Origin of the sequence: Natrialba sp. SSL1, from assembly GCF_001861355.1 — an archaeon.
In the GTDB taxonomy this organism is placed as follows: domain Archaea; phylum Halobacteriota; class Halobacteria; order Halobacteriales; family Natrialbaceae; genus Natrialba.
Map to the genome: position 1 here is coordinate 1 of NZ_MASN01000030.1, position 24,513 is coordinate 24,513.

The following is a 24,513-nucleotide window of genomic DNA, read 5'->3' on the forward strand; positions in this document are numbered from 1 at the left end:
AATACAGAGCCAAACTACTAGGCAACGAAGAAGAGCGTGCAGTATCGCCCGTTATCGGCGTCATTCTCATGGTTGCGATAACCGTTATTCTCGCAGCTGTAATCGCAGCATTCGTGCTAGACATGGGTGACATGGGTGAAACTGCACCCACTGCTAGCTTTAATTGGGATCAAGAAAACGACAATAGTGACATTTCAATGACTGTGACACACACTGGTGGAGATGAACTTGATGCTAGTGAAATTACAGTCGAAATTAATGGGAATGCGGCAGAGCATGACGAAGGAGACGAGTGGAACGGTGATTCTGTGGAGATATCTGCAGGAAGCTCGTTCACATTTGAGGAAGACGATACAAGTAGTGACCTTTCTGAAGGTGATCAAATTAACATAGTTTGGGAATCTGATGACGGCAATTCCCAGATTATCGATGACTACGAGGTGAACTAAATGAAGCTAGATAGTGTGAGTAAGAAGTTAATCGGAGAAGATGATGAGCGGGCAGTATCTCCCGTTATCGGGGTAATACTCATGGTTGCGATAACCGTTATTCTCGCAGCCGTAATCGCAGCCTTTGTACTTGATATGGGAGACATGGGAGAGACTGCACCTACCGCTAGTTTTGAATGGGAACAAAACGGTGACGAGGTAACAATCACCCACACTGGTGGAGATTCACTAGACCTATCTGACATTACTGTTGAAGATGATGACGGTGAAACGCATAGTGGAACCGACCACTGGAATGAGGATTCTGGAGAAATTAGCGCAGGCGATACACATACCACGGATGATCCAGCGGATGGTGTAGTTCAGATTATTTGGGAAGCAGATGACGGATCGTCACAAATTCTCGACGACTATGAGGTGAATTAATATGAATTTGAAAAATCTATCGAAAAAAATTATTGGCGATGAAGACGAGCGGGCAGTATCTCCCGTTATTGGGGTGATACTCATGGTTGCGATAACCGTTATTCTCGCAGCCGTAATCGCAGCCTTTGTGCTTGATATGGGCGATATGGGAGAAACCGCACCATCTGCTACATACGACTGGAGTCAAGATGGATCTGGTAGCGACTTAGAAGCAATCCACTTTGAGCACCAAGGTGGGGATTCTCTTGATCCATCGGAGTTGAGTCTAAGCCTAAGTGGTGTCGATAGTGAAGATGATCTTGGAAACTGGAGTGACAGTGGTATTAGCGCTGGAAGTTCTGTAAATATCACTGTAGTTGATAGTGATGATCTAGATAGTACTGATAATATCGACGATAACGAGGATTACATTGTCGGACTATTTGATGGGGATGGATCTGACCTAAGCTCAGTAGATGATGAAGATATAGCAATTTTCGCTCAACATAGCGCTTTGGAAGATGTTGAAGAAGTCCAACTAATTTGGCAGTCTGATGGTGGTGACTCACAGATTCTCGACGACTATCAAGTGAATTAAGCTAAGAACAGACTACATCACTATTCTATCTGAGTGTTCTTCTTTCTGCAAGATCAAATAGCTCGAACTAAAAACTTATTTATCAGCGGCCTCGCCAACTAGTTTAAGTTTCCATTCACCGTTTCCAGTATGACGTACGTGAATTTGATATTCATCATCAACGTTTCCTTCTTCATCAAGTAATCCTTCAATCTGAAGGTCTCCTTTTGGAAGCGTAATACCAGCAGAGTTCTGGTCCAATTGGCGAAGTTTGTTCAGCGCCATACACCGGGCGGCAACCCGCCTTGGTATAAAGGTTGGTGACTATCGGTTTGACCAAGGTTTCACCAAGGCTGTGCCACGGTTTTGCGGAGTTTTTCGAGGGAGCGGGTTTGACCCGCGGAGGTATGGCACTTAGCCTACCTCAGAAGTACGTTCCCAACTCAATTCGACGGGAAGACGGTATCGACCTCACAGACAGCATTCTCGCACCGATCTTCGTCCTGGCGTCGTTCTCGATCGGCGCGGTCGGGACGCTCGAGTTCAGCGAGCCGCTGAACTTTGCGCTGACGGACGCGCTGTACGCAGCCCACGGGACGGAGATCACGTACGCGTTCATCATCTCCGTCGGTGTGCTCGTGATCGGCTGGCTGACCAACGAGACCACGCCGGAGGACTACACCGACGTTGAGACCGTCGTGATGCTCCTGGCGGTGATTCTGAACGTGCTCGGCGCACTCGTGCCGGCCGTCTCGCACACGCTGGAGACGATGTGGTACGTCGGCTGGTTCACGGTGTTCCTCAACGGTGCCGCGTTCTACCTGATCGCCTACAAGTAATCGAGGTTCAGAATTCAATGACTTCAGCTATTTCCACCGACGAAACCCGGAGTACAGACAGCCCACAGCCCACGCCCACGGCCCACGATTCGGAGTCGGTGAGTCGCCGCGGGTTCCTCGAGCGCAGCGCGATCGCGGGCGGGGCACTGATCACCCTCAGCGCGGCCGGCGACCGCGTTGCACCGAAGTACTCGCCGATCGGTCAGGTGCAAGCAATCCCACCGGCTGCGATCGGGTTCTACCTTGCATCAGGAGCAGCGGCGGGTATCACAACGGGCAGCATTCTCTGGCATGAGCCGGGCACCGATCTCGACCCGGAAGACGTGCTCGAAGACCAGCTCTACGAGGCGGCGGCCTCGGTCGCAGACGGCCGGGAAGCGTTTGTTGACGAGATGGAACAGGAGTTCCTGGGGCCAGACGACCCCCAGGACACACCGTACGGCCGCGTCGCGTGGCAGGAAATTCGAGCGGCTGCAGTGCGAGCAATCGTCGACGGGGGGAGCCAAGAAGATGCAGTCGATGCCGCACACGACGCACTCGACAAGCAGACGACTCGGTCGGTTATCAACATCGTCGAGCGTCGGAACACCGGCCTGAACGCGCTCGTTCAACAGCTCACACTCGACGTTGAGGAGTCGATCGGCGTCTTCGAACACGTCGAGTTTGAGTCCGGAAACACCCGCGGGCTCGCGCTCAGTACCGCCAGTGAGGAGGAAGACGTCGAGAACATCGACTGGCTTCGTCCGATCGAAGCCTCACAGACCGAAGACGCCGCTGACGACGAGTTCGTGATGTACGAGTGGAAGGTCGACCTTCCGGTGGACCCGACCGAGCTGGAAGGGCGAGATGAACCACTCTGGGAAATCGGACTCGGTCACACCTCGGGCAGTGACAGCCTGTACGGGGCCGCTGTGGAAACGGAGTGGGCACAGAACTGGGACGAGTACGGTATCCACACCGACGACTCCTATTCGCTGGTCGCAGAGCACAGCGACCTCGGAGAGACGACGGTTCTCGACACCGGCGAGATCACGTCCGAAGTGCTCGCTGTGGTCGAGACAGCGTACACCGACATCCGAGGCGACGTGCAAACGTACGTCTCCAACCTGTACGACGGCGTCCAGCAGGGTGCGATAGATCCTGCAGACGTGCTCTCGTCGCAGGACATCGTCGACGAGTTCGGCGACAGCGACGACCAGGCGCGGGTTGCTGCCGAACTCCTCGCGATCGGTGCGAACGTTCCGGACTCGGCAAGCTACCGGGCCACGATCTCTCACCCCGACCTGCAGGCGGACGAACTGGAAGGCCTGCTCTATCCACAATTCGACGGCGAGGCGATGAACCTCCGCAGCGGAATGACGCTCGAATCCGAGGACTACCGAATGGCGTACTTCGGCTACGAGTCGGCGGTAGACGACGGCTTCGAGACGACCACGCTTTCCGGCGAGGAAGCCCTCGAGATCCATTCCGTCTCCGGCCTCGAGGACGAGATCTCGATCGAAGACGAATACGAACCGGAAGCCGGCGTCGACGGCGAAGTGATCCTCTGGACGGGAAGCGGTGCACCCGAGCCGATCACCGACTCGGCCGAACACGACGGCTGGCAGATCGTCGTCACCGGTGAGACGACCGACCACGTCGCAGACGTATCCGAGGCCGTCGAGGACGGTGAGCAATGGATTCTGGAAACGACCGACCTCGCCGAAGGAGAGGCTATCGAATCGGTCGAAGTCGTGCCCAGCGTCGAGTACTCCCGTTCAATCGACTACGTAGCCGACCCGACCGAGGTAGACGGAGACGAAACGATCGAACGCATGGAGAACCTCCGCGAGCAGGTCGACGACCTCGAGGAGGCGCTGGAGGACGATAGCAGCCCAGGGCTCACGTTCCCCGATGATCCGTTCGAAACGACCGGCGGGGTGCTCGCCGGAATCGCAATCATCGGCGCGGCTATCGCGGTCGTCGTCGGCGTCGTCACGAATCTGCTCCCGTTCGGAGGTGACTGACGTGCGGCGGATTCTCCTGTTTTCCACGCTCACAGCCCTGGCGCTCGCGATGGGCGTGGGCTTGATGGGCGGCACCGCGATCGCCGAGGAGACCGGCAACGAAAGCACCACGCCAGAGTACGAAGTCGAATTCGGCGACGACCTTCGGATTCTCGACTACCAGCTCGAGGACGGGACCGCCACGATCACCTTCGACGCCGATCGGCCGTTCACCGTCGTCGTCTCTGACGCACTCGCTGGCGTCGACCAGGAGGGCGCGGTCGAAGTCCCGCAAGAGGAGTTCGAGATCGACACCGGCGAGACCACGATCTCGACGAGCGTGCGCGAAGTGAACGGCGCGTCGACGGTCGGCGTCTCGGTCCAGGGCACGACCGTCAGGCTCGGCACCGAGATGGAAGCACAGGAAGAGAACCCGTTCGAGACGTTCGGCGGTGAGTCCGGTCTCTTCACCGGCGTCATTATGACAACCGGACTGGCGGGGCTTGGGACGGCCTACGTGATCCGCAGCGAAGATAGCGGAGTGATCGAAGCATGAGCGGAGACACCAGCGGGACCTTCAACAGTTGGTCCGATCGACTCACCTACCTGCTCGCGGAAGGTCAGCTGCTCGTCGCCGGTGCCGCCGTCTCGATCGGTGCTGCTCTCATCTGGATACGACCGGAAATACCAGGCATGCCGCCGGTCGCTCGAGGAATCTTCGCCGCGATGCTGCTCCTTGGGCCGCCACTGCTCGGACTGTTCGTTACAGGCGCACGCTGGCTTCGGAACCGAAACATGGTCGAAGTGTACCACATCAACGCAGTCGACGACGTACGGCGGAAACTGTACGTCGAACCCGGCGTATGGGACGAGAAGACGGTCGAGGGGCCGTCTCCATATCTCTGTAACGACGAATCCGCGTACGAGGTGCGCGAGTTCGACTGGCACCCAGATCAGGGCGAGGACGGCACGCTCATCGTCACTGGCTGCTACTTCTCGCAGCTTTCGGACTCGAAACTGGTTACGGTGAAGGCCATGCTCGAGGACATCCACGGCGAACTGGTCGAGACCGCGATCGCCTACAACAAGTTGCGCGGTCGGATCAGTCGGATGGGTATTGAGATCGAACGCGACACGATCAACGCGCACGCGGAAGCGGACGAGCGCGGGTTGATGACCCAGAAAACGAGTGTGAAAGACCGGTTCGAGGCAGCCGAAGAAGACGCTAACGAGTGGAGCAGCGACGAGATCAGCGACCTTGGCGAGTACGAGCAGGAGTTCGATCCAACCGAACCAGCCCCTATCACGTTCGACCAAGAAGGCCAGCAGCCAGCCGCAACCGACGGAGGAAACGACCCATGAGGTACATCCACGACGGGAAGCTACGGAATCGGACGGTTGAACCACCGAAGAAGCTCGTTCCCAGCGAGCCAGTTACGGCGGCTCGAGGGAGAACAGACACGGCAGCACTCATGGCGTCGATGCTCACCAAACTCCGACGAGTGGAGAATCCGCCGTTGTGTATCGGACACGAGCAGAACGAATGGAGGTGGTCTAAGTGACGATCGAACTCACCGACCGAGAGAAGTCGATACTCGCGTGTGCCCTTGCAATCGGTCTCGTTATGGGCTTATGGGCGGGACTGCATCTACTCCCGGCCGAGGCACTGGACGTGCCGACTGAGGAACGGGAGACTGCAACCGGGACGACTGAGCGCGCGGCGTATCTGCCGGTCCCCAGGATCTTCTTCGCGATCACCGTTCTGGCCCCGACAGCAGCGGTGTGGTACAGCTACAACCGGCTTCGAGACCAGCCGGAGGGAGCGACTGACGAGGACGTTCAGGAAGCGATAGCAGACGGAGGGACAGCACATGACTGACGACAATGCACTCCACGTCACCGGCGAAGCGCGCGAGTACCAGGAAGGCTACGGCCAGCGAGAGAACCGAGAAATAGCCGATCACGGTGGCATCGTTCGAGACGAAAGTATCTCTCGAGCGATGTCTATCCGCTCGATTCACTACGACCCGACCGATGCCGACCGACCCGACAAGATGCCCGGCCAATGCAAAGACCTCGAGAAGCATCGCCAAATCCGGATGGTAGAGGGTACTGAAACCTTCCGAAAAGCCATGGAGAACGGCGATATGCCGACTATCAAGCACATCGTCGGCGACACATCGAAGCGAGCGGACGTGAGCGGGCTGAAGGCGATCGGGACGGTGGACGACCTCATCAACGGCCCGGCCCCGGTGATCGTCGTCTTGGGCGAGATGGGCGCGGGAAAGACCGACTTCGCGTGCCTGCTCGCACAGCGGTGGCGTGCGCTCCATCAGTCGAACTCGCTACTCGGGACGAACATCCAGTCGCTCGAGGAGAAGGACCGCTGGGTCGACGACGACGGCGACGTACAAGACGGCTGGATCGGGGACTACGGCACCCTCATGGAGTGGGTCGAGCAGGACGGCGACCCGCTCGAGCACAGCCAGCGAGACAAGCTCTTCATCGGCGATGAGTTCTCGAGCGCAGCCAGCGGGACCGGCAAGCAAGGCCACGAGACACGGAAAAAGATGGCTCCGCTGGTCTACAAAATCCGGAAGTACGGCGGTGCGCTCATCTACATCGCCCACGGCGAGCGATCGATACATCCGATGCTCTGGCGCGTCGGGACGATCGTGAAGAAGGTGAGCAAGAAGAAGGCTGTCATCGCCGACTCGATTCGGAACGCGCAACTGGCCGACATTGAGGGAGAGATCGAAGGTGTGCCACCGACGGACTTCCGCTACAATACGAAAGAAGCGTCAGACTGGTCATGGTCGCGATACGGCGACGAAACCGAGGAAATGGAAGCGGGAGAGGCAGCCCGACAGACCGCGATCTGGACCGTTATCAGATGCAAAGAGGAGGGTATGCCAAACCGCGAAGTCGAGAAATTCGTGCCGTACAGCCGCGAATGGGTCCGAACTCGCTGGAACGAATATCGGGAAGACGGACTGCACGCTGATACGCTTGGCAAGGTTGAGGAGGTAATCGCGTGACGGCGTACAGTTGGCAACGTGGCAGCGGCAACAGCCACCCCTTTACTGTAGCTATGGGCGCGGCCCGACAGGGCCGCGTACCGCAGCCCATCGCCCGCGATTCGTTCCCGACACCAAGAGGAGAAATAAATAAAGACGCGCGACGAGCGCGACGCGTGAATAGTCGGAATATCCACAAGTAAGAGATGAACCGATCGAAACGTGCGAATCACTTCGGTACGGCGTGCGAGAAACGAATGGCGAAGAAGCGTCGGTTCTCACTCGAGCGGGCCAGCTGGCACGACGCGCGGTTTCAGAACGGAACGCCGGTCGAAATCAAATCGACGATGCTCGAGCACTCAGATGGGCAGCCGGGTAACTTCAAGGTCTACAAGGCCTATCACGACAAGCTACGCCGACACGACGGATGGTACTGTTTCGTCGTCTACCGGCCCCACGGCAGGAGCGGCTGCACGATCGTCAAGGACAAGATGTGCAAAGCGTCGAATCTCCCGCTGCTCAAGTGGCACGGTGGCGGTGACCATCGAGACACGAGACAGGCGAAAGTAGCTATTTCAGACGTTTTCTAACGACTTTCTGAGCGACTCCTGAACCGGACTGCTCACGTTCCACGTCGATCCAAGCGGAGCACTCGATACAAAGGCCGTTGTGAGAACAGAGACGGTCAACAATAGCGTTCCCACACGCCCAACAGTCGTCATTATCGACAGTCATCGTCACATCTCACCTTTCGTCGTCACCGAGACCTCGGTCTCCACATCGAAGCTGACGGCTCGAGTCGAGAGCGCCTCGGCGATCTCCTGGCGCTGCTCGCGGGTGAGGTCGTCGCGCTCGAGGACTCGCCTGGCTGCAGAGACGAGTTGGTCGACATCTTCGCAGGCGAATGCGACCGCGTTGCTCCGGTTGCAGTCGTAGAACCGGGCAGCTTTCTGGATAGATGCGAATCGCCATTCGTTCCCGTCGTCAGTCCGGATACGAACCGATCCGGGCGTCTCGTTGTGAGACATAGCCGTGAACACAACCCGCTATTCCTAGTTTTTTCGGTTCACTCGAACGGTCTCAGTTTATAAAGAAGGGCTCGGTCCCCGGCGTGATCGGCATGCCGGCCGGCCCGATCTCAATGGCGATGGGCTCAATATGAACACGGTGTGCTACTCGCTCGTGTTCATATTGTGGAAATCGATTCTGTCGACGTGCAACCCCAAGGGGAGGAATAGATAGAAGAGGAGATTACGAAGTCATTCGGTCTTCACCAATATTCTGACGGATAGAGATATTTCAGATCGTCTTTCATGAATGTAGGTAAGCCTGAATCAAGTGCTAATCCCACAGATACGAAGATCGGATCAATAGCCCGAAAAATATCCATATAAATAGAAGAGTTAGAAAAGATCTGCACGTACTGCGCTGAAAGACCAAATACGAAGATAAGACCAAAACGGAACAAATCCCCCTCTTGAGAGTGTGACCATGACCCATCATTCAACATTGATGTAATTGACTGAGGATGTGATCCAATATTACTCAAGTGATCGTACATATCAGAATATGATTCGTCAATGTCACCTAATTCACCTTTTTCATTCCTACGTATTCCTGAAAGATACTTGGTTAAGTAAATCGTATTGAATGGATTAGATCCATCCTCATCGTTCTTTATCTCCTCAACTGCTTTTTCGTACTTTTTCCTGGTCCGATTTTTATCCCTGTTCAACCCACGAAGAATGAGATACGTCTCTAAAAGGAATCTAACTCGGCCATATGCTGCAGTGTAACGGTGATGTTTCACTAACCAATATAGGCTTTTGAGGGAGTTGATACCTCTAAGTTCCATCATCAGTTGTGATTTATGCTCATTTTCGATTTCGCCGCTGAATCTCTGCATAACCCCTTCATGGATATCCTGGAAATTTTGGATGTTTATTAGATAAGTACTGGCAAGGTTATAATTCGGATGACGATGGTTATAATCCTCTCCATCGTTAATCAAAACCCCTTCTAAGGATTCAAAGTCACTTTTATAATACATTTCCTGATTATCAACTACACTAATCACTAATAAGTATCGGTCTATCAGATCTCTACAGAAGACTGTTACACAAACAAGCTATTCTCTTCATTTAATTCGTATTGATCATAATAGTGGTTGCAACACATTGGATGAGTCCCCACCGTGACGTGCAGACCACCACTTCAACTGTTTCAACTGGAGATCTGCTGTGCGGAGCTGGGGGCGGAGTGGTGTAATTTTTTGGCTCTGTCCCCTTGGGGACACCCGGCAAGGGGCGTTTCGCGCGCAGCGCGAAATCGACCCGCATGCGGTGCGGCGCGATCGCGGTGCCGACCCCGGCCTCGAGCCGAGGACTGCAACCAAAACTGGACAGTCACCGATAGAATACAATCTGAGTTGCTGAAAAGAAGTACCACGACAGTGTTGCCACTCACGAGGGCTGTTCTACCAGCTGGCGATCGAACCCACGCGGTGGCTGTCTCGTCCGCCTCCAGGTGTCCGCCAGACCATCGACACCTTGCTGAACTGCACTACGTCGTTCCCTGAGTGTCGCCACGCGTCGATCGCTTCCTGTGCGACCTCGCGGGCGTTCTCGAAGCTATCGCCCTTCAGCAGCGAGAGAATCGCATCGATACGGAGCTTCTTCGGATTCCCCTGCCCATCGTATTCGATCTCGGCACCGTTCTCGGCGAGCCACTGCTGGAACGGCGAGGACTCGGCGACGTGATCGGCCAGGCCCATCACGTGCTGAATCCGATCGGCGAAGCTCTCGATCGCGTACTCCGCCGACTCGACGAGCGCGCGCAATTCCTCGCGGTACTTCCGGACTCTGAACGATACCTCGCCCTGGTCCAGCTCCAGAATGTCGTCCAGATCCTGGATCGCCCGGTAGATCGTCGCGGGGTGCTTGCCGAGCTGGTCGGCGAGTTCGTCGACGGTCGAACCACCGTCCGTCGCGACCTCCTCGGTCACTTCCCGCGGCGTCTCGCCCAAATCCTGCAGCGTGGTCATCAACAGGTGCTCGCTCTTCGCCTCGAGGCGCGGTGTCGGATCGTCGTAGAGTTCAACCAGGTCGTCTCGTGCGACCGCGTCGAAGTGATCGTCTTCGACGTAGACACCGTTTCCGTCCGGTCCGAGCGGAATGTCTTCCCAGTGGAGCGCGTTCAGCAGTGTCTCCTCAATCTGTTCGGTGACCTCGTGCCGATCGGCCCACGCCCACGCCGTATTGTCGTTCATCTTCTTGTTGACCAAAACCTCCACCTTCGGGTGGTACGATGGGTGGTCTTTCGAGACCGCGTCCGGATCGGCCAGCTGGTAGATCTCGAACTTACGGCCGTAGGTGTGGTCCGGGAAGAGTTCCTTCGCCGAAGCCGGATTCAGTATCAACCGGTTCTGGTGGTTGATCACTTCCTCGTTGTCGATGTGGAGCTCGGCTTTGACTCCCTCCAGGTCGGAGAGGTGGAGCGCAATCTTCTGCAGGACTCCCGCTGAGGAGAGCTTCGCAGCCCATTCGCGACGAATGCGTACGTATCGCTCGTACGCCCACATCCGGCTGGCTTCGTGCGGCGGCGCTCGGAAATACTCTGAGTGAATCCGTTCGTTGGCCTTCTCGAAGATCGCCGCGAAGAACTCCGGCAGCAACTCGAGGCCACGTTCGGGTTCGATGTTGCTCGTGTGGAATTCGACGTCGACGCCGTCGACTTCGCCGACCTGATTCTCCCACGGCAGATTTACCGGTTCGCCGGTCTCCCAGTGTCGCATGTTCGGGAACCGCGGCGAGATGTTGTAGGAAGCCTTGCTCTCACCGCGCCCACGGCCCACGATATCCCACTCGTAGAGCCGTTCGGCGTTGATTCCGTCAGAGAGTCGCGGCGCGAAGCCCGACTGGCTGTAGCTTACTTTGACGTGCCACGGTTCCCCGTTGATCTCGGTGTCCAGCTCGAGGTATCCTTCGAACGGTGGACCGAGCATCACCGACGAGAGCGCGTCGTACGGGCCGCGGCCCCAGTCGGCCCACTTCCAGCGGCCTTCGCACTCGTGCGGCGTCGTCTCGACCTGACTCACGGCTCCTCACCTCGTTCCTGCTTGAGGAGATCCGAGAGGACTGCAACCGCATTCCACCACGTCGCGGACCCACAGCGGTGGCAGACGTGCTTGAGCGACGTGAGATCTTCCGCCTCGAGTTCGGTCGGGTCCTTGCTCGGGTCTTTGCTCACTTCAGCGAGCGGAGCGCGCTTGACTCGCGTCCGCCCACAGCCCACGCAGATCGCGTCGACGGGAATCCCGACCTGGCCCGCTGCTGGACTTGCGAGTTCAGCGGCGAGATCTCGCTCGCCGTGCTCCAGGTCGGAACTCACAGCTGACCACCGTCCTCGAAACACCCGTGACGGTGACCGTCAGCGATCGTGTAGAGGCGCTGCTGGCAGAACCGACAGTCACGAATCCGGTCAGCCCGAGCCCAGTTACCCAGAGCGTCCCGAATCTCGGCGCGACCATCTCTGACCGCCAGATCGGTGGCGAAACTCATCGTCGATCACCGACTCTCGTCGACGGATCGACGCCCGCGGGATCGATGACGTGCGACCAGGCGAGCTTCGCGACCACTGATTCCGAGCGCGACCCGCCGACCTCGTACCACCGGCCGGCCAGTAGCTCGTCGACGATCGTCGCCGGCACGATCGCGCGGGCGACCTGGGGAAGCCCCGGCCGTGGAATGTAGACGACGAGCAGGTACATCCCGGCAGCCTCGAGCAACTGCTCGTGGGCGTCGCGCTTGACGTAGAACCGCCCTCGAGTCGTGCTGTCTCCGTTGCTCGTCTCTATCTGACAGCCTTTGATCTCGACCGGCGTCTCCGGTTCGACCACCACAACGCCGTAGAACGGCAGCGAGTGGGCCGGCTCGAGGAGCGCCGTCGTTCGTGCGTCGTGCCAGGTGGCGGTCCGATCACCGACGAACTCCAGGGCGTCGATCGCCTGCACCAGCTCCGCCTCGAGCGCGTCGCCGCTGGCCTTCGAACTCTCGAGGGCCGACGTGCGTGAACTCACAGCGGTCCCTCCCGCGCGTCGCGAATGTCGCGCGTACAGTCCGAACAGAGCCGGCGAAGCCCGCTAATCCGGTCACCGCATCGCTCACACTCGTCGGCTTCGACGAGGCGGCTCATCGCGAACCCCCTCCGTTTCGCGTAGAATTCTCAGATTGTGAGGGAAACTGTTCAGTACCCGTGTGTGCAGATCGGATGAGAAGTTGATTTCCTGTTGCTTTATTGGGACGAAGCTTGTCACTCAGTGCATGGTACTCAGCTTGGCCGCGTACGTGTACGCATCCATACGAACGCCCGAACACCAATTTCAGGGGTGGTTCGCTTTCGTACTGTTCGTCGCTGATGCCGCCGTTGCGAGTGCGTTTGTACCATCTCCCCCGCTGGTTTAGCTGTCTGTAGCAACGTTCAGTCCCGCCTGAGGAGTGCCCGCCGTCGGTCCGAATCTCTCGGTTCTCGACTGCCCGACGAACCTCCTCGTCTGTCGCTTGATGGGCCGGATGGGCTATGGGCGTCCGACTCTCGACATCGTAGAGCCGACTCGCAGGCACGAACGCCGGCTTACGCATCGGTCACACCTCCGTGCCGGCCGGCGGACGTTTCTGGATCTGGCACCGGCACGTCGACGCCAGCAGCGGAGCCGCGGCTCAGTCGAGCGTACGAATCACACTCTCCACAGCGATGGGCCCGGTCCTGATCGTCACCGAAGACGCGGCGGAACCGATCGGTGACGTGGGCACCGCAGTGTTCGCAGGTCGAATGGTCGACCGACGGCCACGGTGCGACCGTCATGCTGACCACCCCGAAAAGCGGCCGCTAACTGTCAGGAGATGCGGGAAAAGGGGTTTATATCCAGTGGGCCGGCGCAGATTCGAACTGCGGTTACGGCCACCCGAAGGCCGAAGGATACCAGGCTACCCCACCGGCCCGCAGGCGGAATGAGCACAGCAGATTGTTTAACGCTTCCGAAAGGCGACCCCCTGACAAACGAGTATCGCTCGGATACAGCACACACAGCCCCGTTGCGCCGAGTCTATATTTTGGTTCAGAACTCAAAATTCAGGACTCAGAACTCCTCGTAGCCTGCCGTATCCAGATAGTGGTGAACCACCGTCACCGCCTGATCCGCATGCAACACTGTCGGCCCAACCCGAAGCCGCTGGTCGACTCGCTCTTCGAGCACCGCTTCCTCTGCATCCGTGAAATCATGGTGATCCGAGAGGACGAACACGCCGGACTCGAGTACCCCCGGCTCACAGTCGGTGATCGGTGGACCCTCGTCGTGGAGTTGGACGATGGGGCCGCCAGCGTCGACTGTATCGAGTGTCGCTTCGAAGCCGCGGCGATAGACCTCGATACCGGGGTTGGGTTCGGCGGGAAGTGCACCGATCGCTTCGTCGCGGTGTTCGAGGGCGCTTCGGACGAGCGCGGCGGTGCTTCGCTCGTCGGGGTTGAGCCGACGGAGCTCGGAGCCGGTGAAGGTGATGGTAACGGTATCCTGGACGACGACGTGGACGCGGACGTCCTCGCGGATGCCGTGAGAGGTAACGAACGATGCGGTGATCGACCGGCAGAGAGCGTCGAGTCGACCGGCACCGCCGGCGAGATCGTCGAGTGAGAAGTCAGCATCGAGTGGCACGTCGTGAGCGATGAGGACGAACTGGCGCATGATGAGGTGGATGGTGGGTGGCGGGATAGCAGCCACGGTTTGTCAGTGATGGTTGCAGTCGGTCCGGTGTTGGTGTCGGCCGCCACTTGCAGGTAGCGACAGTGAGCGGTGGCGAGTCCGTATCAGGAGTCGCTGCCGACACGACGACGAATCGACGTGCGAACGACCGCGAGTCCGGGCGCGCCGTCGCGATACCAGACGAGGATGGCGGCGGCGAACAGGCCGAACTGGAACCACTCGTAGGGCCCGAGTGCGTAGTAGTTGAGGATGGCGTCGAGCAGACCGTCGACCGGGTCCTCTGGTGGCTGTTCGACCAGCGGCCAGAGCAGGTACTCGGTTCCCGAGCGGTCGCCGCGAAGCACCGACGGCGGCAGATCTGCAACCAGATGCGAGACGTGCCCGATAAGGAACGCGATACCAACATCGCGTCGGTCGAGCCGGTCAGCGACGAGCAGCACGGCTGGAATCAAAAGCGCCGCAAACAGCAGCGAGTGCCCGAGCGTGCGGCCACCGGGAAGAACGTCGACCGACCAGGCGAGGGGCTTGTCTATCAGATCGGGAAACTGCGATCCGATCGCAAGTGCGAGGAGTGGGAGAACCCGCGGCCGGCGGTCGAATCGGTACTGCGTATACGCCGTGTAGAGCAGGTACGCGACGGCGAGGTGTCCCCATGGCCACATTCGGATTCGACCGTGGCTTCTCGGCCCAGCGTCTAGTACTCACCGAAACCCACCCGTCCCGCCGGGGACTCAAGATATCGCCCGAAAAGTCCCCGGCCGGCGGTGGGCAGACATTGCATAGACAGGGCCAACCGTTTCCAGTATCTCCGGACTGGAGTCTCTGTATGGCGAAATCACAACCTGGACAGCACGATTCGGGCGAGCGTCAGGGGCGAGGTCACAGCCAGGGTCAGAGTCAAGGTCAGGACCACGACCAAAAGCAAAAGCAAAAGCAAACCCAGGACGACCCACAACTGCTCTCGCTACTCGAGGGACGCCCCTGTCCCGCCTGTTCAGCGGGTGAACTCGAGTCCCAGGAGTACAAAGACAACCTGGCAGCCGTCTGTGATAGTTGCGGGACGCCCCAGGCACAGCTCTGGTCATCGTGACAGCGGGCAGCAGAAGACAGTCGTCGGGACGGGCGGACGGTCGGACGGCCGAAATTTTTCGCGGAGACTCGAGTGACAGTGGTTGCTGAGAGGCTGTGAGTATTGTGTGTGTTGTGAGTGTTGCGGTGAGGTGTGTCGGTCTGGGATGTCGTCCGGTGCCGTCCAGTGCTGTGCAGTGTCGTGCCGTGCCGGACTGTTATCTCTGCGGCGGCGAATTCCGGTAGTTGTGCCCGGCGACGAGGGCAACGACGTTGATCGCGATCAGGGCCAGAAAGAGTGAGAACCGACTCATCGAGTCGATACCGGTGAGAAAGACCGGCAGGTAGACGACCGGCAGGAGCGTGCCGAGCCAGAAACTGAGCATCGTGACGGTGCTCCCGGGGTGCATTGGCTACCGTACCGAGTCGAGGTCGACGAACGAGCCTTCGATCGCCGCGATCCAGTTTGTCATAAGCTCTTCTTCGGGTGCGTCTGCGGGGAATATTGCACACTCGTCCGCCTGGGATCCGTTCTCGATCGTGACGTGATCGAGTTCGATTGTGGGGGAAGGGCCGTCCCGATCGGGGTGTGCGGATGGGGCTGTGGAGTCGCGGGAACCTAGTGGCGCTGCGGATTCTGCAGGGTCTGTCGCTCCGGCGGAGTCCGTTGGTTCGACTGACGAGCGCTCGCGTTCGACCTCGGCTTCGTGCTCGCTCTCGGTCGACTGTGCATCACCGAACTCGGTCTCGGACGACCAACGGTCAGCGTCGTATGTCATGGGAATGCAGGCGGCGAGTGTTCGCGCCATCAGTGGAGAGGCGGCGTCCACCTATTGTTATCGGGACTCTAAACGCCGCAAACGGAATCCTGACCGCCACTTTTCCCCGATTCGGACGATTCAATGCCGCGAAAAAGAACGAAACAGCGGCTGATCTGTACGAAGTCGTTATCAGGGTGATGTACCGCACTAGGCTGGGTATATCGGTGAGGGTGGTGACAGACAACAGCTGATTGAGCGGGCGAACTGTACTGATGGCCGCCCGTAATCGGGTGTCGGCGTTGAGCCGGTTTGATGTCCATCCAGGGTTGGCGTCGTCCGGTGTTGACAGCGATCCGTTCACAGACTCTCGAACAACGTCGGACTGGTTCCGTGCTGAGTCTGCTACAGGACACCGAGAAAACGGTTATGAACGCGAAACGATCGTCAGTTCGTCGGAACCAGAACAGAGTGTGCTGTCAGCGCCGTGGTCTCCGAGTTCAAGGAAGTGTACAATTCACGATCGCTAATTCAGAATCTACTTTCGGCAATCGACTTTCGGTAATCCACGATCCGCTATTTGCTATCAATCATCACCAGCACCATCCACCACCATCATCCATCATGATCACCCACCATCATAATCATCCATCCACCACCATCCGCTCCACTATCGTGCGCCGAGCACCATCTCCTCGGTCGTCTCTTCACGATCACGCCAGAGCGTGAGTTCGAGTGTCTCACCGGGACTGGTTTCGAGTGCGAGGTGGGTCGAAAGTGCGTGACGGTCGGGAATCGGTTCGCCGTCCATCTCGAGTATCACGTCGCCGCCGACGGGAATCGGTTCGCCGCCGCGTCGCGTCCGCGTGTGTGACCCCTGAAGCGTCCCGTGTGCTGGCTGGCGCGGCCGAACTTCGTCGATGATGACGCCGGTCGCCTCCGGCAGGTCGTTCTCTTCGGCGACGAACCGATCGACGGTCATGAGCGTGATCCCCATGAACGAGTGGTCGTACTCGCCGTCTTCGATGAGCGTGGGTGCGACGCGCTGGGTCAGGGCCGCCGAGATGGCAAAGCCGATGTTGTCGCCGCCGGCCGCGTTGACGACGCCGACGACGTTGCCGTTCATATCGACGAGTGGCCCACCGCTGTTACCCGGGTTGACACCGGCATCGGTCTGGACGACGTTCGGGAACGAGAACTCGCGTCCCGGTGCGTCGACCGTCCGATCGACACCGCTAACGATTCCCTGTGACATCGACCCCTCGAGACCGTAGGGGTTGCCGATGGCGAGCACCTGCTGGCCGACGATTGGGCGCTGGTCAGCGAGGCCAAGCGGCGTTGCGGTATCGGGGACGTGATCCACTTCGAGAACCGCCAGATCGCTGTACGTGTCAGTCCCGACAACGCGGGTCGTCGTCCAGTCGCCGTTAATGTACTGGAGGTCGACCTCCTGCCCACCGGCGACGACGTGTTCGTTCGTGACGACGTGGCTGTCGTCGACGAGAAAGCCCGACCCCTGGCCGCGTCCCTGACCGTCGGACAGTGGGCTATCGACGCCGAACACACGAACCTGTGTGACCGAATCGATGACCGACTCGTAGATGTCAGTGTAGGTCGAGCCGTCCGCGAGGTTGTCACGGTCGATTTCGTGCGATGAGTTACCCTCGATCGAACTCGCAGTATCGGGCGCAGAACAACCGGCGACGACGCCAGCAAGTCCGGCCCCCGCTGCCGCCAGAACCTGTCGTCGACCCAGTCGAGAATCGTTCATACGAGAGGGCTAGGACTCGACCTATTTTGTAGTACCGAGGACTGTCGCCGCGAGCCGACGAGTCAGACGATCGCCAATCAGCGAAGGGAAAACGTGTTACCCGCGGCCCCCCGACGAATGGGCATGACGACGCTCGAGAACGCCCGTGCGCTGCTCGCGACGGGTCCACTCTGTAACTCCTGTCTCGGTCGGCCCTTCGCCGACCGGAGTTTCGGGCTGACGAACGCCGAGCGCGGCCGTGCACTCCGGACGACCATCGCGCTAGCAGACGATACGGACTACGAACCCGATGACCCAGAAAGCTGCTGGGTCTGTGAGGGCTACTGTGGCACCTTCGACGCCATCGCCGACACCATCGTCGACGCCCTCGGGGATGTCCACTTCGAGACCTACCAGGTCGGCACGCAGGTCTCCCCGCTGGTCGAGGAAAACGACCGACTGCTTCGAGAGGACGCCGGACTCGACCCCGAAATCGGTGAGTCGCTCAAACGCGAAATGAACCGCGAAGTTGGCCGCCGCGTCGGCGCAAAAAGCGGTGCAGAGGTCGACTTCGACCGCCCCGACGTGCTCGCCGTCATCGACCTCGACGGCTTCGATTCGTTCGAGGCACTCGAGTCCGATTCCGTCACGAGCCACGCGGTGGACGTCCAGATCAATCCGGCGTTCGTCTACGGCCGGTACCGCAAGCTCGAGCGGGATATTCCCCAGACGGAGTGGCCCTGCCGGGAGTGTGGCGGCAGCGGCATCCAGCTCGGTGACGACGGTGAGGAGCCCTGTGACTACTGTGGCGGCTCTGGCTATATGTACGACACCAGCGTCGAGCAGGTCGTTCGCCCGCACGTCGTCGAGGCGATGGACGGCGACGAGGGCACCTTCCACGGCGCGGGCCGCGAGGACGTCGACGCGCGGATGCTCGAGGAGGGTCGCCCGTTCGTCCTCGAGGTGAAACGGCCGCGCGAGCGCACGCCGGACGTAGCCACACTCGAGTCCGAGATCAACGAGGCCGCGGAAGGTGCGGTCGAAGTCGAGGGGCTGCGCCTCGCGACCTACGAGATGGTCGAGCGCGTCAAGGAACACGACGCGAGCAAGCACTACCGCGCGGATGTCGAGTTCGGAGAGCCAGTCGGGGAAGACGAATTCGAGGCGGCACTCGAGGAACTCCGCGGAACGACGGTGGAGCAGGATACGCCCCAGCGCGTCGATCACCGACGGGCGGCGCTCACCCGCGAGCGGACGGTGTACGACGCCGAGGGCAAACTCATCGAACCGACGCAGGCTGAGGTCCGGATTCACGGCGAGGGCGGCCTCTACATCAAGGAACTCATCAGCAGCGACGAGGGGCGCACGGTGCCGAGTTTGGCGGGGCTACTCGAGACGGATGCGGTCGTGACGGCGCTCGACGTGACGGGTGTCGAGGGTGAGAACGAGCCGTTCGAGGTGGAGGCGTACTTCCGAGACGAGCCGCGGTCTGACGAGTAACTGGCGTAGGGTGCAGAACTGGGGTGAGGTACAGAACCGGAGTAAGATACACAGATTCTGTACGCTGCATCTGTACGCTGCACCTGTACGCTGCGTTCTATACTTCGGACTGGTGCTGGTGGACAACACGTCTTCAAGACGGGTGAAAGCGAGACTGCAGGACAATCGACCGATGTGCATCCTACCGAGAAGCGCCGCGTTGATCCACGCTGTCCCAACGACTCGGTTCCGAGTCAAATTTCGTTTAGGGGGATCCGCTCACCGTGAACCCTACGATAGCCTCATATTCAGTGTTAGGGCCTGAGGAGTCCGAAATTGGGGGTGAGACTGTCTCTCCCGACGGCTTTTTCCCTCTCGCTCCGCTGACTCAGTACATGATTGGCCCTCCATCGCTGTCAATCGAGCCAGTCGATTCGAACGGGACGGGAGTGTTCGTCACTCCTCGCGACCATCGACGACCCGCAGATAGCAGCACAACGGATCGGAGCCCTGTTTTCGAGCGGTCAGAGGTGGCACGTGAGTAAGAACGTGACCGCGAACGAGGTCGCCAGTGAGCCGGTGACTCTCGAGACCGGACTCGAGGCGTTCCAGTCGAGCCCGGAATTCAGCGGCCCGGTCGAAGCACTCGATGGGAACGACTGCAACGACCACTTCGCACACATCTACGAGACCCGTGAGGGGAAGTTCGAGGCCGCCGTTCCGTTCGTCCGTCACGGACTCGACCGGGGCGAGCGTGTCGCATACGTTGTCGACCAGAGCAGCGAAGCCGAGGTTCGGAGACGACTGCAAACCGCCGGGATCGATGTCGACGCCGCGATCGATTCGGGTGCGTTACTGTTCTACACCGTCGACGAAACCTATCTCCGAAACGGCTCGTTCGACCCGAACGAGATGATTCAGTTCTACGCCGACGCGACCGCAGAAGCCACCGAGGAGTTCGAGGCACTCCGTCTCGTCGCCGAAATGTCGTGGATCAAAGAAGACGGGACGACGATCGAGCAGGTGATGGAGTACGAGTCGAAGATCAACGACCTGTTCGACCACGAGGACGTCCTCGCCATCTGCCAGTACGACCGCGACCTGTTCGAGCCGACGGTTATCCAGAACGTCATTCGAACCCACCCACACCTCATCTACGACGGCGCAGCGTGTCACAACTTCTACTACACGCCGCCCGAGGAACTCTTCGGCGAGGATGCGCCCGTTCGCGAAAACGAGCGCATGCTTCAGACGCTCCGCGAGCGAACGATAGCGAAGACCAAGCTCCAAGAGCGCGAACAGTTTCTGCAGGAGCTCTACGACATCACGGCCGACTCCGCCACGTCGTTCGAGGCGAAGATCCGCCGGCTGCTCGAACTGGGTAGCGAGCGCTTCGGGCTCGAGGTCGGGTACTTCGCCCGGACGGACACCGACGAAACGTTCGACATCGTCGACGCGGTCGGCGATCACGATCAGATTAGTGCAGGCGTCACCGATACACTGCGTGACACCTACTGCGAGAAACTCCTCGCAACACCCGGTCGAATCGCTGTCACGGACGCGATCGAGGCAGGGTGGGCCACTGACCAGGCCTACGAACGGTACGGGCTGGACGCCTACTTCGCGACGACCATCCACGTGAGCGGTGCAGCGTACGGCACACTCTGCTTTGCGTCTGAGCAGCCCCGTGAAGGACCCTACACCGATGCCGAGCGGACGTATCTCGATCTGATGGGGCAGTGGATCGAGTCCGAACTCGAGCGCCGGGAACGCGAGACGTTCCTCCAGGAAAGCTACCGAATTACGGCCGACCCCTCCCTCACGTTCGAGACGAAACTCGAGAAACTACTCGACTTCGGCCGCGAGTGGATGGGGCTCGAGGCAGCCGGACTGACTCATTTGCCTGCCTGGGACGACCGATTCCAGAACGAGCTCACGATCGGATACGGAGACGACACAGGCGACGATTCCGACACGATGTGGACCAACCCTGGCACGGGGCGCTTCTGTCGAGCGGTCATCGAGAGCGATGATCCCGTCGGGATGGCAGACATCCGCGGCACCGACTGGGTGGATGACGAGATTCACCAGGAACAGGGGCTGTCGTGTTATCTCGGGACGAAGGTACTGAACGGGTCAACGCCGTACGGTACGCTGTGGGTCGGTAGTACGACACCACGCGACCGGGCGTTCACGGACACAGAGCGGACGTTCCTCGAGTTGATGGGCCAGTGGGTCAGCTACGAGATCGAACGGGAGTACCGCGAACAGGCGCTCGAGGAATCGAACGAGCGACTCGAACAGTTCGCCTACGCCGCCTCCCACGACCTGCAGGAGCCCCTGCGGATGGTGTCGAGCTACCTGCGATTGATCGAGCGCCAGTACAGCGACGCGTTCGACGAGGAGGGCGAGGAGTTCCTCACGTTCGCCGTCGACGGGGCCGACCGGATGCGAGAGATGATCGACGGGTTGCTCGCGTACTCGAGAGTCGAAACGCGGGGCGATCCGTTCGAAGCAGTCGACCTGGACCCCATCCTCGAGGACGTGCTTGCGGACCTCCAGTTACAGATTTCGGACACCAACGCCGAGATCACGGCTGAGAAACTGCCACCCGTCGAAGGAGACGGAAACCAACTCCGCCAGGTCTTACAGAACTTGCTCGAAAACGCCATCACCTACAGCGGCGAGTCATCACCCCGGATCCATCTCGAGGCGAACCGCCGGAAGCAGGACTGGGTGCTCTCGGTTCACGATAACGGCATCGGTATCGAGCAAGCGAATCAGGAGCGTATCTTCGATATCTTCGACCGATTACACAGTCGTGAGGAGTACGAGGGAACGGGTCTCGGACTCGCACTCTGTCAACGCATCGTCGAGCGCCACGACGGCGAGCTGTGGGTCGACTCAGAACCGGGGAACGGATCGACGTTTTCGTTTACGCTCCCCGCAGTCACGGATCACGACCAGTAGCGGCGACGGAACGGTCACTCCCCACGGGCAGCTGCGGGGAGTGAGCGGCCAACGACCGCCCGGTTGCGAGGAGTGTGTTCACGGCGCTAAGCAGACACAGTGTTCGGAGAAGGGATTTCTATCGAGGTGAGTACTCACGAATTCTTTCCGCGGCTATCGTCGCCGAGTTCCTCGAGTCGATCGAGTTCGGCTTCCGCCTCCGCTGACCGACGGTGCTGGGGCGAGGTGATCGCCTCGCCGGAGCCCTCGATGCGTTCGTCGGGGTCCTCGACGGCGAAGCGCCTGCGTAGCCGGCTGATGGCGGCTCGAAGCATATGATTTGCTTTCAACGCCAGCGACAAAAGTGTACCCCGTCAACGGACTTTCGAGTCACCGATTCACCACGGAACCGAGAACGTAACCGTTTAGCGGTCCGACGCAGATCCACAGTCTATGCCAATCGGCGTCGACGAAGCGGGGAAGGGACCCGCGCTGGGATCGATGTTCGCCGCAGCCGTCCACGTCGAGGGCGAGACAGTGCTGCCCGACGGTATCGCGGACTCGAAACGTCTCACGCCCGCACGACGCGACGAACTCGCCGCCATACTGCGCGAGGACGATCGAATCGGCGTCGGCGTCGCCGAAATTACGACCGCTCAGATCGACGACCCCGAGACGGACATGAACTCACTTAGCGTGCAGGCGCACGCCGAGGCGATCGAAGCCGTCGCAAACGATCTCGGACCCGGACTCGAAACACCCCTCACCGGACTCTGTGACGCCTGCGACACCGACGCCGATCGGTTCGCGCGCCGAGTCGCAGATCAGTGTGGACTCGAGTGCACCATCACGGCCGAACACGGGGCGGACGACGACTCGCCGATCGTCGGCGCGGCGAGTATCATCGCGAAGGTGGAGCGGGATGCACACGTCGAGTCGGTTTCAGCCGCGTTCCCTGACTGTGGCCCGGTGGGAAGCGGCTATCCGAGCGATCCGAATACGCGCGCGTTCCTCGAGTCGTACGTCGACGCACACGGCGAGTTGCCCGCCTGCGCTCGTGAGTCGTGGTCGACCTGCGAGGACGTGCTCGCGGCGGCGGAGCAGACGGGACTCGGGCAGTTCTAACCGGTTGGTGGAACCGACACCGGACAGCGCGCGCTCGCTTTTATATCACTCCCCGTGGGACGAATAGGCCGTGCTCGGCGTTCTGTCCCTGCTCGCGCTCGCTGTCGTCGCCACGGCCGTCGTCTGGCAGGGCAGTATCTGGCTCGAATCGTCTACCGATCAGCTCGCGGTCGGCTACGGCGTCCCGCCCATCGTCCAGGGCGCGGTCATCGCCGCCGCCGGCTCGAGTATGCCCGAGTTGATGAGCGTCATCCTCGCGACGCTTGTCCACGGCGAGTTCGAACTCGGCGTCGGAGCGATCGTCGGCTCGGCGGTGTTCAACCTGCTCGTTATCCCCGGTCTTGCCGCGCTCGCCGGTCCAAAAGAGATGGCGACCACCCGCGACCTCGTCTACAAGGAGTCGCTGTTCTACATGCTCGCCGTCGCAGTCCTGTTGCTGACGTTCTCACTCGCCGTGATCTACTACCCACTCGAGGGAGCAGGGCTGCAGGGCGAGGTCACTCGCGCGCTGGCGCTGTTTCCGCTTTCGCTGTACGCACTGTACGTCTTCACGCAGTATCTGGATGCGACGGAAGATGAGCAACAACCCGACGCGAGTGTCGACCGGGCCAGAGCGTGGCGCTGGTTCGGTCTTGGCCTGGTGGTCATCATCGTCGGCGTCGAGGGACTCGTTCGCGCGGCGATCGGGCTCGGCGACGCCTTCGGAACCCCGGCGTTCCTCTGGGGGATGACCGTCGTCGCGGCGGGCTCGAGCGTCCCCGACGCGTTCGTCAGCATCGTCGCCGCGCGCTCGGGTCGCGCCTCGGTCAGCCTGGCGAACGTCCTCGGGAGCAACATCTTCGACCTGCTGGTGGCGGTGCCGGTCGGCGTCCTCGTCGCCGGCGCGCTCGCGATTACGTTCGCACACATCGTCCCGATGATGGCGTTTCTCGTACTCGCGACCGTTGTCTTCTTCGCGATTTCCCGGACCGGCATGCTGCTCTCCGAGCGAGAGGCCTGGCTCCTGCTCGGCTTCTATGGGCTATTCGTGAGCTGGCTGGTACTCGAGAGCGTTGGGCTGATGAACGTAGTGCCGACGTAAGCCGTCGATTCCTGGTTCCGTCAACGAGGCCGCACGAAACGGGGCGTACAGGCAGGTTGCAGCGGCAGGCTGGCCGCTCTTGCCGGTCGGAGTAGTCCGTTGGGGTACGATGCCGGTCTGTACGCAGTGTGAGAATCCCGTCTCGATCGATTTCGTACGGGCACACGGTGACGGTGAGACCGTCGACTGGTGTCCACGATGTCGTAATGGGTGAGACGTCCGAGACCGCTGGAGAACACTCGTTGTCGATCCGAAAGTGAAAATAGAGCCGGCA

The 24,513-nt window shown here is 59.8% G+C and carries 30 protein-coding genes and 1 tRNA gene; 16 read left to right on the plus strand and 15 right to left on the minus strand.

Annotated elements, in window-relative coordinates; all coding sequences use genetic code 11:
- From BBD46_RS08075 to BBD46_RS08085, 3 genes are all read left to right on the plus strand, one after another.
- Positions 1 to 449, plus strand: a 449-nt coding sequence (locus BBD46_RS08075) for a type IV pilin (protein WP_216094822.1), incomplete at its 5' end; no start/stop codon positions are given.
- Positions 450 to 875, plus strand: coding sequence for a type IV pilin (locus tag BBD46_RS08080; RefSeq protein ID WP_071401221.1), 426 nt, complete (start codon positions 450 to 452; stop codon positions 873 to 875). It abuts the gene before it with no gap.
- A gap of 1 nt (position 876) precedes the next feature.
- Positions 877 to 1,452 carry a type IV pilin gene (locus BBD46_RS08085; protein WP_071401222.1) on the plus strand — a complete coding sequence of 192 codons (576 nt, stop codon included), beginning with the start codon at positions 877 to 879 and terminating at the stop codon, positions 1,450 to 1,452.
- Positions 1,453 to 1,527: 75 nt separating this feature from the next.
- Here the strand turns inward: BBD46_RS08085 and BBD46_RS21555 are convergent, their stop codons facing one another.
- A complete protein-coding gene (locus BBD46_RS21555; RefSeq protein WP_084777711.1) occupies positions 1,528 to 1,716 on the minus strand; it encodes a hypothetical protein in 189 nt (62 codons plus the stop codon).
- A 122-nt stretch (positions 1,717 to 1,838) separates the two neighbouring features.
- Between BBD46_RS21555 and BBD46_RS08090 the strand changes: the two genes are divergently transcribed.
- The 7 genes from BBD46_RS08090 to BBD46_RS08120 all read left to right on the plus strand — a co-directional run bounded on the left by BBD46_RS08090 (position 1,839) and on the right by BBD46_RS08120 (position 7,862).
- A complete protein-coding gene (locus BBD46_RS08090) occupies positions 1,839 to 2,270 on the plus strand; it encodes a hypothetical protein (RefSeq protein WP_004213756.1) in 432 nt (143 codons plus the stop codon).
- Between the two features lie 17 nt (positions 2,271 to 2,287).
- A complete protein-coding gene (locus tag BBD46_RS08095) occupies positions 2,288 to 4,276 on the plus strand; it encodes a twin-arginine translocation signal domain-containing protein (RefSeq protein WP_071401223.1) in 1,989 nt (662 codons plus the stop codon).
- Entirely contained in the window at positions 4,269 to 4,811 is a 543-nt protein-coding gene (locus BBD46_RS08100) for a hypothetical protein (RefSeq protein ID WP_084777712.1), read from the plus strand. Before BBD46_RS08095 ends, BBD46_RS08100 begins: the two co-directional genes overlap by 8 nt.
- Positions 4,808 to 5,617: a hypothetical protein gene (locus tag BBD46_RS08105; protein WP_071401224.1), complete on the plus strand. Its 810-nt coding sequence runs from the start codon at positions 4,808 to 4,810 to the stop codon at positions 5,615 to 5,617. Before BBD46_RS08100 ends, BBD46_RS08105 begins: the two co-directional genes overlap by 4 nt.
- A gap of 196 nt (positions 5,618 to 5,813) precedes the next feature.
- Entirely contained in the window at positions 5,814 to 6,134 is a 321-nt protein-coding gene (locus tag BBD46_RS08110; protein ID WP_071401225.1) for a hypothetical protein, read from the plus strand.
- The gene (locus BBD46_RS08115) at positions 6,127 to 7,293 is read left to right on the plus strand and encodes a hypothetical protein (protein ID WP_071401226.1); all 1,167 of its coding nucleotides are present in this window, start codon (positions 6,127 to 6,129) and stop codon (positions 7,291 to 7,293) included. The genes BBD46_RS08110 and BBD46_RS08115 overlap by 8 nt, the downstream gene beginning before the upstream one ends.
- Positions 7,294 to 7,478: 185 nt before the next feature.
- Positions 7,479 to 7,862 carry a hypothetical protein gene (locus BBD46_RS08120; protein ID WP_071401227.1) on the plus strand — a complete coding sequence of 128 codons (384 nt, stop codon included), beginning with the start codon at positions 7,479 to 7,481 and terminating at the stop codon, positions 7,860 to 7,862.
- Positions 7,863 to 8,009: 147 nt separating this feature from the next.
- Here BBD46_RS08120 and BBD46_RS08125 read toward each other — a convergent pair whose 3' ends face one another.
- The 10 genes from BBD46_RS08125 to BBD46_RS08165 form a co-directional block, all read right to left on the minus strand.
- A complete protein-coding gene (locus tag BBD46_RS08125; protein ID WP_071401228.1) occupies positions 8,010 to 8,300 on the minus strand; it encodes a DUF7692 domain-containing protein in 291 nt (96 codons plus the stop codon).
- Positions 8,301 to 8,542: 242 nt separating this feature from the next.
- Positions 8,543 to 9,349, minus strand: a complete 807-nt coding sequence (locus tag BBD46_RS08130) for a hypothetical protein (RefSeq protein ID WP_139173547.1) — start codon at positions 9,347 to 9,349, stop codon at positions 8,543 to 8,545.
- A 399-nt stretch (positions 9,350 to 9,748) separates the two neighbouring features.
- Positions 9,749 to 11,368, minus strand: a complete 1,620-nt coding sequence (locus BBD46_RS08135) for a DNA-binding protein (protein WP_071401230.1) — start codon at positions 11,366 to 11,368, stop codon at positions 9,749 to 9,751.
- Positions 11,365 to 11,661, minus strand: a complete 297-nt coding sequence (locus tag BBD46_RS08140; protein ID WP_071401231.1) for a hypothetical protein — start codon at positions 11,659 to 11,661, stop codon at positions 11,365 to 11,367. The genes BBD46_RS08135 and BBD46_RS08140 overlap by 4 nt, the downstream gene beginning before the upstream one ends.
- Entirely contained in the window at positions 11,658 to 11,831 is a 174-nt protein-coding gene (locus BBD46_RS22600) for a hypothetical protein (protein ID WP_171908174.1), read from the minus strand. Before BBD46_RS22600 ends, BBD46_RS08140 begins: the two co-directional genes overlap by 4 nt.
- The gene (locus BBD46_RS08145; RefSeq protein WP_071401232.1) at positions 11,828 to 12,349 is read right to left on the minus strand and encodes a hypothetical protein; all 522 of its coding nucleotides are present in this window, start codon (positions 12,347 to 12,349) and stop codon (positions 11,828 to 11,830) included. Before BBD46_RS08145 ends, BBD46_RS22600 begins: the two co-directional genes overlap by 4 nt.
- A 554-nt stretch (positions 12,350 to 12,903) precedes the next feature.
- Positions 12,904 to 13,143 carry a DUF7563 family protein gene (locus BBD46_RS08150; RefSeq protein WP_071401233.1) on the minus strand — a complete coding sequence of 80 codons (240 nt, stop codon included), beginning with the start codon at positions 13,141 to 13,143 and terminating at the stop codon, positions 12,904 to 12,906.
- Positions 13,144 to 13,198: 55 nt separating this feature from the next.
- Positions 13,199 to 13,271: transfer RNA gene (locus BBD46_RS08155), tRNA-Pro, on the minus strand.
- 137 nt (positions 13,272 to 13,408) lie between these two features.
- On the minus strand, positions 13,409 to 14,011 hold the full coding sequence (trmY, locus tag BBD46_RS08160) for a tRNA (pseudouridine(54)-N(1))-methyltransferase TrmY (protein WP_071401234.1): 603 nt from the start codon (positions 14,009 to 14,011) through the stop codon (positions 13,409 to 13,411).
- 122 nt (positions 14,012 to 14,133) lie between these two features.
- Entirely contained in the window at positions 14,134 to 14,691 is a 558-nt protein-coding gene (locus BBD46_RS08165) for a metal-dependent hydrolase (protein WP_071401235.1), read from the minus strand.
- A 164-nt stretch (positions 14,692 to 14,855) separates the two neighbouring features.
- Between BBD46_RS08165 and BBD46_RS23505 the strand changes: the two genes are divergently transcribed.
- Positions 14,856 to 15,119, plus strand: a complete 264-nt coding sequence (locus tag BBD46_RS23505) for an HVO_A0556 family zinc finger protein (protein ID WP_084777715.1) — start codon at positions 14,856 to 14,858, stop codon at positions 15,117 to 15,119.
- A gap of 196 nt (positions 15,120 to 15,315) precedes the next feature.
- Here the strand turns inward: BBD46_RS23505 and BBD46_RS08170 are convergent, their stop codons facing one another.
- The 3 genes from BBD46_RS08170 to BBD46_RS08180 form a co-directional block, all read right to left on the minus strand.
- Positions 15,316 to 15,507 (minus strand): hypothetical protein, encoded by a 192-nt coding sequence (locus tag BBD46_RS08170; RefSeq protein WP_071401236.1) that lies wholly within the window; start codon positions 15,505 to 15,507, stop codon positions 15,316 to 15,318.
- A gap of 3 nt (positions 15,508 to 15,510) precedes the next feature.
- Positions 15,511 to 15,876 (minus strand): DUF7511 domain-containing protein, encoded by a 366-nt coding sequence (locus BBD46_RS08175; protein ID WP_071401595.1) that lies wholly within the window; start codon positions 15,874 to 15,876, stop codon positions 15,511 to 15,513.
- Between the two features lie 649 nt (positions 15,877 to 16,525).
- The gene (locus tag BBD46_RS08180) at positions 16,526 to 17,626 is read right to left on the minus strand and encodes a S1C family serine protease (protein WP_071401237.1); all 1,101 of its coding nucleotides are present in this window, start codon (positions 17,624 to 17,626) and stop codon (positions 16,526 to 16,528) included.
- Positions 17,627 to 17,749: 123 nt separating this feature from the next.
- On the opposite strand from BBD46_RS08180, the gene BBD46_RS08185 reads away from it, so the two are divergent.
- Together BBD46_RS08185 and BBD46_RS08190 are read left to right on the plus strand one after the other, a co-directional pair.
- The gene (locus BBD46_RS08185) at positions 17,750 to 19,105 is read left to right on the plus strand and encodes a tRNA pseudouridine(54/55) synthase Pus10 (protein ID WP_071401238.1); all 1,356 of its coding nucleotides are present in this window, start codon (positions 17,750 to 17,752) and stop codon (positions 19,103 to 19,105) included.
- Between the two features lie 516 nt (positions 19,106 to 19,621).
- Positions 19,622 to 22,054, plus strand: a complete 2,433-nt coding sequence (locus BBD46_RS08190) for an MEDS domain-containing protein (protein ID WP_071401596.1) — start codon at positions 19,622 to 19,624, stop codon at positions 22,052 to 22,054.
- A 134-nt stretch (positions 22,055 to 22,188) separates the two neighbouring features.
- On the opposite strand, the gene BBD46_RS08195 is transcribed toward BBD46_RS08190, so the two are convergent.
- A complete protein-coding gene (locus BBD46_RS08195) occupies positions 22,189 to 22,368 on the minus strand; it encodes a hypothetical protein (protein ID WP_071401239.1) in 180 nt (59 codons plus the stop codon).
- 118 nt (positions 22,369 to 22,486) lie between these two features.
- Here BBD46_RS08195 and rnhB point away from each other — a divergent pair, with 118 nt between their 5' ends.
- The 3 genes from rnhB to BBD46_RS23640 all read left to right on the plus strand — a co-directional run bounded on the left by rnhB (position 22,487) and on the right by BBD46_RS23640 (position 24,453).
- A complete protein-coding gene (rnhB, locus tag BBD46_RS08200; RefSeq protein WP_071401240.1) occupies positions 22,487 to 23,158 on the plus strand; it encodes a ribonuclease HII in 672 nt (223 codons plus the stop codon).
- Between the two features lie 70 nt (positions 23,159 to 23,228).
- Positions 23,229 to 24,239: a sodium:calcium antiporter gene (locus BBD46_RS08205; protein WP_071401241.1), complete on the plus strand. Its 1,011-nt coding sequence runs from the start codon at positions 23,229 to 23,231 to the stop codon at positions 24,237 to 24,239.
- 109 nt (positions 24,240 to 24,348) lie between these two features.
- Complete coding sequence (locus BBD46_RS23640) at positions 24,349 to 24,453, plus strand: DUF7563 family protein (RefSeq protein WP_420883933.1); 105 nt, start codon at positions 24,349 to 24,351, stop codon at positions 24,451 to 24,453.
- Positions 24,454 to 24,513 lie beyond the last annotated feature (60 nt).

Excerpts from the sequence above, each read along its gene's own strand:
- BBD46_RS08080 (WP_071401221.1), top strand. The coding sequence starts at position 450 with ATGAAGCTAGATAGTGTGAGTAAGAAGTTAATCGGAGAAGATGATGAG.
- BBD46_RS08085 (WP_071401222.1), top strand. The coding sequence starts at position 877 with ATGAATTTGAAAAATCTATCGAAAAAAATTATTGGCGATGAAGACGAG.
- BBD46_RS21555 (WP_084777711.1), bottom strand. The coding sequence starts at position 1,716 with ATGGCGCTGAACAAACTTCGCCAATTGGACCAGAACTCTGCTGGTATT.
- BBD46_RS08090 (WP_004213756.1), top strand. The coding sequence starts at position 1,839 with ATGGCACTTAGCCTACCTCAGAAGTACGTTCCCAACTCAATTCGACGG.
- BBD46_RS08095 (WP_071401223.1), top strand. The coding sequence starts at position 2,288 with ATGACTTCAGCTATTTCCACCGACGAAACCCGGAGTACAGACAGCCCA.
- BBD46_RS08105 (WP_071401224.1), top strand. The coding sequence starts at position 4,808 with ATGAGCGGAGACACCAGCGGGACCTTCAACAGTTGGTCCGATCGACTC.
- BBD46_RS08115 (WP_071401226.1), top strand. The coding sequence starts at position 6,127 with ATGACTGACGACAATGCACTCCACGTCACCGGCGAAGCGCGCGAGTAC.
- BBD46_RS08120 (WP_071401227.1), top strand. The coding sequence starts at position 7,479 with ATGAACCGATCGAAACGTGCGAATCACTTCGGTACGGCGTGCGAGAAA.
- BBD46_RS08125 (WP_071401228.1), bottom strand. The coding sequence starts at position 8,300 with ATGTCTCACAACGAGACGCCCGGATCGGTTCGTATCCGGACTGACGAC.
- BBD46_RS22600 (WP_171908174.1), bottom strand. The coding sequence starts at position 11,831 with ATGAGTTTCGCCACCGATCTGGCGGTCAGAGATGGTCGCGCCGAGATT.
- trmY (WP_071401234.1), bottom strand. The coding sequence starts at position 14,011 with ATGCGCCAGTTCGTCCTCATCGCTCACGACGTGCCACTCGATGCTGAC.
- BBD46_RS08165 (WP_071401235.1), bottom strand. The coding sequence starts at position 14,691 with ATGTGGCCATGGGGACACCTCGCCGTCGCGTACCTGCTCTACACGGCG.
- BBD46_RS23505 (WP_084777715.1), top strand. The coding sequence starts at position 14,856 with ATGGCGAAATCACAACCTGGACAGCACGATTCGGGCGAGCGTCAGGGG.
- BBD46_RS08170 (WP_071401236.1), bottom strand. The coding sequence starts at position 15,507 with ATGCACCCCGGGAGCACCGTCACGATGCTCAGTTTCTGGCTCGGCACG.
- BBD46_RS08175 (WP_071401595.1), bottom strand. The coding sequence starts at position 15,876 with ATGACATACGACGCTGACCGTTGGTCGTCCGAGACCGAGTTCGGTGAT.
- BBD46_RS08180 (WP_071401237.1), bottom strand. The coding sequence starts at position 17,626 with ATGAACGATTCTCGACTGGGTCGACGACAGGTTCTGGCGGCAGCGGGG.
- BBD46_RS08185 (WP_071401238.1), top strand. The coding sequence starts at position 17,750 with ATGACGACGCTCGAGAACGCCCGTGCGCTGCTCGCGACGGGTCCACTC.
- BBD46_RS08195 (WP_071401239.1), bottom strand. The coding sequence starts at position 22,368 with ATGCTTCGAGCCGCCATCAGCCGGCTACGCAGGCGCTTCGCCGTCGAG.
- rnhB (WP_071401240.1), top strand. The coding sequence starts at position 22,487 with ATGCCAATCGGCGTCGACGAAGCGGGGAAGGGACCCGCGCTGGGATCG.
- BBD46_RS23640 (WP_420883933.1), top strand. The coding sequence starts at position 24,349 with ATGCCGGTCTGTACGCAGTGTGAGAATCCCGTCTCGATCGATTTCGTA.